Genomic DNA, 10,180 nt, shown 5'->3' on the forward strand with positions numbered 1-10,180 from the left:
GCTCCCTTAAGTCCTCGTCAGTCGTCCTTCGAGTCACGCGGCAATTCGACGCGGAACGTCGTTCCCTGCCCGAGGGCCGTCTCGACGCTGACGGTTCCGTCGTGCGCTGCAACCAAAGCCGAGACGATGGACAGGCCGAGACCGGCGCCCCCGGTCTCGCGGGTGCGAGAGGTGTCCGCGCGGTAGAAACGCTCGAAGATACGCGCGGCATCCTCGTCACTCAAACCCTGGCCGGTATCCGAAACTTCGACCACCGCGGAGTTCTCGGTCGTACCGACACGAACGGTGACCTGCGCATCCGGCGGCGTGTGTTTGATCGCGTTGCCCACCAGATTGGCGACGACCTGACGCAGTCTGGCCTCGTCACCGTGCACCTCGGGCAGGCCTGGGCCGCCGGTCATCTGAAGTTTGACAGTTCGATCCGGTGCAATCGCACGCGCCGCCTGCACCGAATCAGCCGCAACTGCAAGCAGATCCACCGGCTTGTTCTCGAGCGGTCGCTGTTCGTCGAGCCTGGCCAACATGAGCAGATCCTCGACCAGAAGTCCCATCCTCGACGCCTCGCCCTCGATCCGGTTCATCAGCGTTTCCGTATCGGTCATGGCCCCTTGGCGATACAACTCGGCGAATCCACGAATAGTCGTCAAGGGTGTGCGCAACTCGTGACTCGCGTCGCCGACAAATCTACGCATCTTCTCCTCGGAACGCCGTGCTGATTCCTCCGAAGCCTCGGTCGCCGCAAATGCGTGTTGAATCTGCGCGAGCATTCCGTTGAGCGCCACGGACAGTCGGCCGACCTCGGTGCGGTCGTCACGCTCCGGAACGCGTCGATGAAGGTCGCCGGCGGCAATGGCAGCGGCAGTTTCCTCCACCTCGACCAGCGGACGAAGGCTCCGACGAACCACGAAATACGCTCCGCCGCCCAGGATCAGCAGGACAACCAGGCCGATGCCGAGTTGCAGACCGACCAAGTCGTCGACGGTCTGCTCGTTATCCGTCAGTCGCACACCGATAGTCGTGGTCGTGCCGTCTCGGACCGTCGTGAGAACTCGCCAGTTCACGTCCGAACCGTCGCTCGATCCGACGGTGATCGGGCCGTTGGTGGAATCTTTCGACAGGTCGGGTTCCGTGGTCGTCGACCTGTCGTTCAGGATGATCACCCGTCCGTCCGGGGTCACTGTCCGGACGAAGAAGGGGCTGGGTGGGCGGGTGCCCGGGCCGACGTCACTGGGCGGCTGTAGATCTCTGGTGTGCGGCTTCGCCCAACCGTCGACCGCCTCGTACAGCGTTTTGTCGGTCCGCTGGGTCAGCGAATTCTCCAGAGCAGAAGTGACCGCCACGCCCGACGCCAACAAACCCAGCGCGGCCAACACCAGCAAAGCGGCAACCAAGGTGAAGCGCAGCGGCAGTGAATGGAGACGGAAACGACCCCGCTTCGGAAGCTGATCGTTTTCCGCGGCGGCGATCATTGCCGCGGTTCACGCATCACGTAGCCGACCCCACGCAATGTGTGAATCAGCGGCGTCTCCCCCGTATCCACCTTGCGCCGCAGGTAGGACACGTAGGACTCGACAACTCCTACCTCCCCGCCGAAGTCGTAGTTCCAGACGTGGTCGAGAATCCGCGGCTTGCTGAGAACCGTCCCGGCGTTGACCATGAAGTATCGGAGCAGTGTGAACTCGGTGGGTGAGAGTGCGACCAGTTCACCCTTCTTCCAGACCTCACGGGTGTCGTCGTCGAGTTCGATGTCGGCGAACTTCACGCGCGGCGACTGCTCCGGCGCGACACCGCGACCGGCACGGCGCAGGATGACCCGCAACCTCGTCACGACCTCTTCGAGGCTGAACGGCTTGGTGACGTAGTCGTCCGCGCCGAGCGTCAGACCACTGATCTTGTCGTCAAGCGAGTCCTTCGCCGTCAGAAACAGGACCGGCGCGTCCACGCCGTCGGCGCGGAGGCGTCGAAGCAGACCGAAGCCGTCCATCCCGGGCATCATGACGTCGAGAACAATCGCGTCGGGACGGAAAGTCCGTGCGACGTCCAGACCTTGCGCGCCGCTCGAAGCAGTTGCCACCTCGAAACCCTGGAACCGGAGGCTCACGGAGAGCAACTCCACGATGGTGGGTTCGTCGTCGACGACGAGGATGCGGGCTTCAGGGGTCTTGTCGGTCACGAGAACCATCTTCTCCCTTGGCACTGGAATCCCGCTGTATGTTCCCTGGGAGCTTCCTGTGAACGGCCGAGTGCAGGTGAAAAGCTGAGTGCAGGTGAAAAGCTGGGGCGCAGGGCCCACGAACCGGAAGGACGCGGCATGTCACTGCCCCCACTGTGGAACAGAGACTGCTTGACCTGGCGCATTCCTCTGTTCACCAACAACACTGATCCCGGCGAGGATCCCGGCTTCGCACCACCGGAGTCTTGGGCACAAGCCCTTTTCGATCAACAGCGACTACAACGTCACGATCGGCTGGCAAGGCGCACGCGACATCGGCGGATTCAGCCACTTCGACGCAATGCCGATGGACGACGCAATGCCGATGGACGACGCAATATCGATGGACACTGCATTCGCGGACGCTGCGGTGTGGGTCGCCGATATCGTTCAGACCAAATTGGCCGGCTACGACTTCGTCCAGTGGCCGAGCCGAGGGCGCCATCTGCTTGTTCCTCGACGTCGAGACGGGGAACCGGTGTGGATGGATCCGCACGGTGACGTGACGGTCGGTCGCATCGGAGAGTTGTGCAAAAATGCGACCAATTATGCAGCAACCTAGCTCAGTTCAAATCGCTCAGCTCTACGGTCCGGTGGCGTCTGCGTTGGTCGGCGGCGTGGTGGCCGCATACGCAGTGGCCGAGTCGCGAGTGGACGACTTCTCGTTCTCCGACGACGGCGTTACCTCGGTGGTGATCACGCCGCAGTGGGCGGGAGCAACCGCCGCGGTAGTTGCCGCAGTCGGCGTTGCGCTACTGCATCGCTGGGGACGTGGCGGATTCGCGAGTGTCTTCGCTGCGGCCGGCGCCCTCGCCATCGCGCTACCGACATTCGTTTCGATCTCCGCCCAAATGTCGGTGACTCTGAATGCAATCGGGGCCGGCGCTTTCCTCGCTGCGGCGGCATTTCCGACGAAGGGGCACCGCGGAGCACAAATCGCTCTCGCACTCGGGCTGATCACGACGACCCTGTACTTCGGCGCCGCGGACTTGTGGCGCGATCGCGTCGCCCGATGGTCACTCACACTTCCAGGTGATACCTATCCCGTGCCGTCCACGGTTCCCGTCTGGATTCTGCTCGCTGCAACTCTTCTCGTGGGCGGGGTCGCTTCAGTCGCACGCTCAGAGCAGGCACCGGACGACGTCGACACACGCCTGGTGACGCTGGGAGTTGTTCTGCCTCTGGCATTCACGGCTCTCTATGTGTGGTTGGGCTCGCCGTCGACATCACATGGGTTCTGGTTGACTACAGTGGGGATCGCGGTTGTCGTAACCGTCGCACTGGCTTGGCGGTTGCCCCCGCACGACGGTCGTTTCATACTCGTCGGACTGGCAGTCAGCGCGGTTTCGGTCGGCACGATCCGCTTTTCGTCCGACTGGACTTGGGCGATACCCGCGAGCGCTGCTGCCCTGGCGCTGGGCGTCGTCGTCGGCTGGAAAAGGCCGATGCCCCAACTCGGGCTGGGACTCCTTGCCGTGACCACACTCTCGGGACTGCTGGGTGCCGCCCCGACCATGGTTGCCCACATCCTCGTCCTCCCGCTTGCGCTGGGACTGGCCGTCGCGTCATGCCTGCCTGTTGCGGTCGGAGCAGTTTCGAGCGGGGCCGTACTGCCCTTCGCTCTTACGTTGTTCTCGGTTTCAGCGACCTTCTTGGACCCGGCCGCGCAGGAATTCGGGTGGTCGAGCGGTCCGCTCGCCGAACACGGTCCTGCCACGGTGAACACGTCGATTCCACTGGCCGTTCTCGCGGCAACGGCGACGATCGTGGTGGCCATGACGGCCATCCATCAGAAGAGAGTTCGAACGGCGGTGGTGACCTAAATCGCCAGCTGATCGGGTCGGAGCGCAGAATTCTGTTGCTATGGTTGGTTGGTCAACGACGACATCCGGACGAGCGCACCGTACCCGGCCAGCGAAAAGACGGTGCCTTGGGAGTTGTTCACCATGGCATGGATCGTGCTCGTCATTTCCGGACTTTTCGAAGCTGTCTGGGCTACCGCACTCGGTAAGTCCGACGGATTCAGCAAGATGTCACCCACCGTCGTCTTCGTCCTCGGCCTGATCGTCAGTATGGCTGGTCTGGCCTACGCAATGCGCACCCTTCCTATCGGGACTGCGTACGCGGTCTGGGTGGGCATCGGCGCTGCCCTCACCGTCGGATATGCGATGGTCACCGGCGCGGAGTCCACGTCGGTCGTCAAGATACTCCTGATCCTGGGCATCGTCGGTTGTGTCGTCGGTCTGAAGGTCCTTCACTGACCGGCGATCCTGGTGAGTGTTTGTGTGTTACCGGTTACAGTTAATGCATGAAACTGCTGGAGATGCTCACGCTTCCCCTACGCGCGGGCATTGCAGCCGCAGAGATCAGTTTGGGAATCGCGGAGCTGACGGTCACGACAGTTCGTATCGCCGTCGGTAATACCGGCGCCGTGACAGCGGGTGCTGCCGGCTTGGCAAGCCCCCGCGGACCCATGCAGATGATCCAGCAGTTGTCATCGCTTACTGCCGACGATCGGCCCATCGGGCAGGCCTTGGCCCCCGGTGGGCCGCTCGATCGACTTCTCTCACCCGGCGGTCCGGTGGATAAACTGACTGCACCCGACGGCACTCTCGAACGACTACTCGCTCCCGGCGGACCACTCGAAAGACTTCTGGCCCCGGGCGGCCCGTTGGATCGAGTGCTCGCCGAGAACGGCGCTTTGGAGCGGCTACTCGCCCCGGACGGATTGCTCGATCGAATGATGGCCGAGGACGGTCCGCTGGAACGCCTGACGGCACAGGACGGTGCCGTCGAACGCCTGACGGCCAAGGACGGCGTCATCGATCGCGCACTGGCCGAGAACGGCATCCTCGAAACACTCCTGGCAGAGAACGGCGCCTTCGAGCGGCTCATCGCCGAAGGCGGCCCGCTTGACCAGATCGTTGCACTGTCCGACACCTTGACTTCCCTCGCCCCCAACCTCGAGCGAATGAGCGCAAGCATCGAGGTACTTCAAGAAACCGTCGGAATCCTCAGTGCTGCAGTCGGTCCACTCGGAGAACTGGCCGGCAAACTTCCCAATCGGTGGCTCAAGAGCAAGAGCGAGCGCCCAGGGCCGGACCTTCCGATCGAGTCGGCATAACGAAGGGTTACTCGCCGATTACGCGGTCAGTTGTTGATCACGATATTGAGATTGATGATGATTCCGCCGAAAGTCAGGATCGTGTTGGCCAAGCCAACTGTCATTCCGCTGTTCAGAGCCGCGATCAGTCCGTTCATCGTCGTATCCCCTTCACTGTCTACGGGTTACGCGTACAAGATTGTGCGCTGGCGCTGACAATAGGCCAAGTTCGCGACCTGCGCGCCATTGCGGAGAAAACTTGTACCCCGGTCGCAGTTTTCACGTTAACTGTTGCAGGACAACATAATTCCAAGATCGGCGCACTACCCGCTAACGGCCGAATCAAACATCACGATTGGGCATACGGAGCCCACTCCGCATAACCGTCCGTCTCATCAGACACTTGTCCACCCAAACAGAGTGCACAACAGTTAGTCCGGTGCAACAATAAGACGAATCGGACATGCCTGCGACGTGATGGGGAAGGGTGGTTGAAACAATGACGGCGCCGCGCATTGCCAGGGAACACCGCGGCCCCACCGGGGGCCGAAATTCCGCGTCGCAGGACAGCCTGGACGCCGCCTCGGACGCCTTGCAATCGCTCTATGCGCACCTCGATCCACACGCTCAGGCAGAGCAGTTCCTCGAACAGGTCTGCAAACACGCCGTCGACCTCATCGCCGACGCGGACATGGCCGGAATTACCATCGGCGGTTCGGATTCGACGTTCCGAACCGTAGCCGCCACCCACCAACTTGTTCGCACCGTCGACTCGATTCAATTCCGACTGGACTACGGACCGAGTGTGACGTCGTCACGCACGGGAACGGTTGTCCGCGCACATGCCAGCGAAGCTCACAGCCGGTGGCCTCAATTCGCAAGCGCGGCAAAGGCAGTCGGCGCCGTCAGTTTCTTGTCGATGCCGTTGCCCGGTAGAGATCGCCCGCTGGGGACCCTCAACCTCTACAGCCACGACCTCCGAGGTTTCACCGGAGCCGACGTCGCACTGCTTCAACTGTTCGCCGTGACCTCGGCCTACGCTCTGCACAGCTCGCAGCGCCTCGACATCGCCAGAAAGCACGCGATGGACCTCGAGCGAGCACTCGAATCGAGAGGCGTCATCGAACAGGCCAAGGGCATCATCATGGGCACTCATCGCGTCGACGCCGACCGAGCCTTCCGCATCCTCATCCAGGACTCGCAGCGAAGCAACGTCAAACTGCGAGTGATCGCCCAGCAGTACATCGACGGCGCGATCGACCCGCGTCAGGCTACGAACAAGCCCGAGACCAACTGATCCGGGCCTGCTGAACCGGGCCTGCTGAACCGGGCCGGCAAACACAGCAGCATCTCGGCAAACACAGCGTCTCGGCAAACACCGCATCTTGGAAAACACAGAGGCACCCACCAAATTCTCGGTGGGTGCCCTCTTCGATGGAGCCTCCTGTCGGGATTGAACCGACGACCTTTCGCTTACAAGGCGAGTGCTCTACCACTGAGCTAAGGAGGCGAAGACCGACGCGTTCCCGCGACTGACTTTGCGGAGCCATCATATCCAAGCCGTCACGGTGGCCGCGCCCGGGTCACGTTAGATAGCGTGGGCCCCATGCGCAACTCCCACTCCGCCCCCTGATGGCGAAATTCACCGAAGTACTCACACGCCTGACGGGTAACCGCCAAGCCACCGTCGACACGGTCACGTCGGCTCCCGCACCGCTTCAACCGATCGACCTCACCGACGACGCCGTCGTCGCAGAAGTCCTGGACCTGGCGGTTCGGGTCGGCGAAGTCCTCCTCGCATCCGGGACCGCGGCTATGGACACGGCGGAGCAGGTGCAGTTCATCGCCGCTACCTACGGCCTTGCCCAGTGTGACGTCGACGTCACCTACAACTCGATTGTGCTCTCCGCCTATCGCGGCCCGACGCGACCGCCGGCGAGCACGATGCGCATCGTCCACTACCGCTCGATGGACTTCACACGATTGGCGGCTGTCGACCGACTGACGCGTCGTATCCGTCGTGAGGCGATCACGCCGGACCAAGCGCACGACGCGCTCACAGCCATCACGACAGCGCCGCACCCGTACAACCGATGGACCGCGACCATGGCCTGGGCTGCGATGGCGGCTTCGGTCTCCGTCCTGCTCGGCGGCGGGTTTCTCGTTGCCACAGTCGCGTTTCTGACGACGATGGTGATCGACCGCGTCAACCGCGTACTGAACCGTTTCGGGTTGCCGTTCTTCTTCCAGCAGGTTGTCGGTGGTCTCATCGCGGCTGCGCCCGCAGCGACGCTCTATACCTTTCAGGACCAACTGGGGATCAGTATCCGGCCGTCGTTGGTGATCGCGGCCGGAGTGGTCGTCCTGCTGTCCGGGCTGTCGTTGGTGGGCTCGGTCCAGGACGCGATCATGGGTGCGCCGATCACGGCTGTCGCGCGATTCTTCGAAGTGGTGATGATGACGGGCGGCATCATCGCGGGCGTCGCGATCTCGTTGCGGATGACCGGAATGCTGGGTTCGACGCTTCCGCCGATCAACGTGGAAGTCTCCACCATCACCCAGTTGCCGATCCTCATGCTCTCCGGTGCATGCGCGTCAGTCTTCTACGCGCTTGCCTGCTATGCCGAGCGCCGCGCACTGACCGCGGCGTTCCTGGGCGGCGCGGCCGGCAGTGGTGTGTCGATCTTCGTGCAGACACTCGACGTCGGCCCTGTGATCGCCGCCGCGATCGCCGCAACCGTGGTCGGTCTCGCCGGTGGCCTGATGGCACGTCGCGCCCTGACGCCTCCGCTGGTTGTCGCGGTCGCCGGCATCACTCCCCTGCTCCCCGGTCTGTCGCTGTATCGAGGCCTGTACGCATTGCTCAACGACCAGGTACTGATCGGCCTGACTGCCTTGCTGTCGGCCTTCGGCATCGGCTGCGCCCTGGCCGCGGGCGTGACGCTCGGCGAATGGGGAGCGCGCACGCTGCGTCGTCCCCGAATCCTGATGCGCGTCGACTCGCTACGCCGGCCGATGGTCCGCAAGCGCAGACGCCGGGTTCCCGTCACCGAGAAGTAGAGAGATACGAGCAGAAAGAGCTGGGCACCTGACGGTGCCCAGCTCTTTCGGTTCACTCGGCGGTTTCCGAGCGGTGAGAATCAGCTCTCGACTGCATGCTTTCCGCCGGCAGCCTGATCGGCTTCCATGGCCTCGCGCAGGCTCTTCGGACGCATGTCGGTCCAGTTCGCCTCGACGTATTCGAGGCACGCCTTGCGGCTGTCTTCGCCGAACACCACGCGCCAGCCGGCGGGGACCTCGGAAAACGTGGGCCACAGCGAGTGCTGGTCCTCGTCGTTCACCAGCACGTAGAAGCGGCCGTCTTCGTCATCGAAAGGGTTAGTGCTCATCTCGCCTCACTCGTTACGTACGTGTCTTGTGCGCCCAGACTAGCAAGCGCACCAGTTCGGTTCTGGTGGCTCAGTACCGACGCCAGAATCTCCCCCGCCCGCACTGCCACGTTCGACAGCAGCGACGACGTCAATCCGTGAGTCTGTTCTGTCCCACCCTGCAGATAGATACCGCCTGTCACGTCCTCCGTTACAGCCAGTCGATAATCCCGACTGACGTTACGCGGAACGGACGAATCCGGCACGAGTTCACCCAACAAATTGTCCAGCGGTGCCGGGGTGAAACCCGTGGCCAGAATGAGTGCGTCGCACGACAGCGTGTCGGTCAAGCCGTCGAGGTTGCTACGGACGGCCAGTTCGATGCCGGATTCCGTCTCGACAGCGCTCGTGATCTCCGAGGCCCGACGCATGAACAGTCGCCGCGGCCCACGAACCATCTCCTGATACTCAGTGGCATACAGCTTGTTGATCAGTTCGATGTCGACGACCGAGTAATTGGTACTGCGGTGCAAATCGAGCAGTCGACGTCGTTCCGCGGCGTCGGCGCCGTGCAGCTGATCGACGGCTTCGGGATCGAAGATGCGGTTCGCGTACGGGCTGTCGTCTGCCGGGCTGTAGCCGTAGCGGGCGAAAACACTGTGAACTTCGGCGGTCGGGTAGTTCGTGTGCAGGTAGTCGACGATCTCTGCGGCACTCTGGCCGGCGCCGAGAACGACGAACCGGTTGTGTACGGGCTCCGGCATGGCTTCGAGGTGGAAGAGGAACTGGTGATTGTGGAAGCACCGGGACGACGGCGTTGCCCACTCCGGGATCCGCTCTTTCAGCCCGGCTCCGACGACGATGTTGCGCGCGATCACCGTGTCACCGTCGGCTGTGCGAACCGCAAAGCGATCGACCACGCCGTCGGAGTTCTTGATGCCCTCGACCCCGTCGACGGTTGTCCCGAACTGCACATCCGCGTCGACTCGTCGAGCTGCCCAGCACAGGTAGTCGTTGAACTCGTGGCGCGTGGGAAAGAAGGTCTGGTGGTTGACGAAGTCGACCAGCCGCCCCTGCTCGAACAGATACGAGAAGAAGGTGTATCCGCTCTGTGGGTTACGGAACGTCACCAGGTCCTTCGGAAACGCGATCTGCATCGTGGCACCGTCGAGCAGCATCCCGGGATGCCACGCGAACTGAGACTGCTTTTCGAAGAACCGCGCATTCACCCGATCAACGGCTGCACAATTTGCATTGTGTTCTTCGACAGCGATGGCCAACGCGAGGTTGGCCGGACCGAACCCGACGCCGACGATGTCGACAATGGCAGGTTCGGCGCTGGAGTCTCTCGGTGATTCACTCATTACAGGTAGTCCATCCCCGACGGGACGACCTGATACGGTCGCCAATCGATGTCCCGAAGTAAGTAGCAAAGGCTACCCTTAATGAGGTGAGGGTATCAATACTGCGAGCCCTCGTATAGCGGTCGACCCCGCG

At 62.6% G+C, this 10,180-nt stretch carries 10 protein-coding genes, 1 tRNA gene and 1 riboswitch; of the genes, 6 read left to right on the forward strand and 5 right to left on the reverse strand.

The genetic code is table 11. From position 1 onward, the window contains the following. Positions 1 to 17 precede the first annotated feature (17 nt). Both I7X09_RS22180 and I7X09_RS22185 read right to left on the reverse strand, forming a co-directional pair. The gene (locus I7X09_RS22180) at positions 18 to 1,469 is read right to left on the reverse strand and encodes a sensor histidine kinase (protein ID WP_200313714.1); all 1,452 of its coding nucleotides are present in this window, start codon (positions 1,467 to 1,469) and stop codon (positions 18 to 20) included. Then, entirely contained in the window at positions 1,466 to 2,182 is a 717-nt protein-coding gene (locus tag I7X09_RS22185) for a response regulator transcription factor (protein WP_007734368.1), read from the reverse strand. The genes I7X09_RS22180 and I7X09_RS22185 overlap by 4 nt, the downstream gene beginning before the upstream one ends. 337 nt (positions 2,183 to 2,519) lie before the next feature. Here I7X09_RS22185 and I7X09_RS29500 point away from each other — a divergent pair, with 337 nt between their 5' ends. From I7X09_RS29500 to I7X09_RS22210, 5 genes are all read left to right on the forward strand, one after another. After that, the gene (locus tag I7X09_RS29500) at positions 2,520 to 2,774 is read left to right on the forward strand and encodes a hypothetical protein (RefSeq protein WP_234036678.1); all 255 of its coding nucleotides are present in this window, start codon (positions 2,520 to 2,522) and stop codon (positions 2,772 to 2,774) included. Between the two features lie 31 nt (positions 2,775 to 2,805). Further along, complete coding sequence (locus I7X09_RS22195) at positions 2,806 to 4,035, forward strand: hypothetical protein (RefSeq protein WP_234036679.1); 1,230 nt, start codon at positions 2,806 to 2,808, stop codon at positions 4,033 to 4,035. Positions 4,036 to 4,081: 46 nt separating this feature from the next. Beyond that, positions 4,082 to 4,144: riboswitch (guanidine-III (ykkC-III) riboswitch) on the forward strand. Positions 4,145 to 4,158: 14 nt separating this feature from the next. Next, positions 4,159 to 4,473: a DMT family transporter gene (locus I7X09_RS22200; RefSeq protein WP_095971489.1), complete on the forward strand. Its 315-nt coding sequence runs from the start codon at positions 4,159 to 4,161 to the stop codon at positions 4,471 to 4,473. A gap of 47 nt (positions 4,474 to 4,520) precedes the next feature. Continuing rightward, positions 4,521 to 5,336 (forward strand): ABC transporter, encoded by an 816-nt coding sequence (locus I7X09_RS22205; protein ID WP_095971455.1) that lies wholly within the window; start codon positions 4,521 to 4,523, stop codon positions 5,334 to 5,336. Positions 5,337 to 5,814: 478 nt separating this feature from the next. After that, complete coding sequence (locus I7X09_RS22210) at positions 5,815 to 6,612, forward strand: GAF and ANTAR domain-containing protein (protein WP_095971456.1); 798 nt, start codon at positions 5,815 to 5,817, stop codon at positions 6,610 to 6,612. Positions 6,613 to 6,750: 138 nt separating this feature from the next. On the opposite strand, the gene I7X09_RS22215 is transcribed toward I7X09_RS22210, so the two are convergent. Next, positions 6,751 to 6,825, reverse strand: a tRNA-Thr gene (locus I7X09_RS22215). A 122-nt stretch (positions 6,826 to 6,947) separates the two neighbouring features. Between I7X09_RS22215 and I7X09_RS22220 the strand changes: the two genes are divergently transcribed. After that, positions 6,948 to 8,375 (forward strand): threonine/serine ThrE exporter family protein, encoded by a 1,428-nt coding sequence (locus tag I7X09_RS22220; RefSeq protein WP_007734361.1) that lies wholly within the window; start codon positions 6,948 to 6,950, stop codon positions 8,373 to 8,375. A gap of 80 nt (positions 8,376 to 8,455) precedes the next feature. Here I7X09_RS22220 and I7X09_RS22225 read toward each other — a convergent pair whose 3' ends face one another. After that, entirely contained in the window at positions 8,456 to 8,704 is a 249-nt protein-coding gene (locus I7X09_RS22225; RefSeq protein ID WP_003945538.1) for an MbtH family protein, read from the reverse strand. Further along, entirely contained in the window at positions 8,701 to 10,047 is a 1,347-nt protein-coding gene (locus I7X09_RS22230) for a lysine N(6)-hydroxylase/L-ornithine N(5)-oxygenase family protein (protein WP_200313717.1), read from the reverse strand. The genes I7X09_RS22225 and I7X09_RS22230 overlap by 4 nt, the downstream gene beginning before the upstream one ends. Positions 10,048 to 10,180 lie beyond the last annotated feature (133 nt).

The organism is Rhodococcus sp. P-2, from assembly GCF_016598535.1.
Lineage (GTDB): Bacteria > Actinomycetota > Actinomycetes > Mycobacteriales > Mycobacteriaceae > Rhodococcus_F > Rhodococcus_F baikonurensis.

Bases quoted from the DNA above. Each gene is read 5' to 3' on its own strand.
- I7X09_RS22185 (WP_007734368.1), bottom strand. From the start codon at position 2,182: ATGGTTCTCGTGACCGACAAGACCCCTGAAGCCCGCATCCTCGTCGTC.
- I7X09_RS22220 (WP_007734361.1), top strand. From the start codon at position 6,948: ATGGCGAAATTCACCGAAGTACTCACACGCCTGACGGGTAACCGCCAA.
- I7X09_RS22230 (WP_200313717.1), bottom strand. From the start codon at position 10,047: ATGAGTGAATCACCGAGAGACTCCAGCGCCGAACCTGCCATTGTCGAC.
- I7X09_RS22180 (WP_200313714.1), bottom strand. From the start codon at position 1,469: ATGATCGCCGCCGCGGAAAACGATCAGCTTCCGAAGCGGGGTCGTTTC.
- I7X09_RS22205 (WP_095971455.1), top strand. From the start codon at position 4,521: ATGAAACTGCTGGAGATGCTCACGCTTCCCCTACGCGCGGGCATTGCA.
- I7X09_RS22210 (WP_095971456.1), top strand. From the start codon at position 5,815: ATGACGGCGCCGCGCATTGCCAGGGAACACCGCGGCCCCACCGGGGGC.
- I7X09_RS22200 (WP_095971489.1), top strand. From the start codon at position 4,159: ATGGCATGGATCGTGCTCGTCATTTCCGGACTTTTCGAAGCTGTCTGG.
- I7X09_RS22225 (WP_003945538.1), bottom strand. From the start codon at position 8,704: ATGAGCACTAACCCTTTCGATGACGAAGACGGCCGCTTCTACGTGCTG.
- I7X09_RS29500 (WP_234036678.1), top strand. From the start codon at position 2,520: ATGGACGACGCAATGCCGATGGACGACGCAATATCGATGGACACTGCA.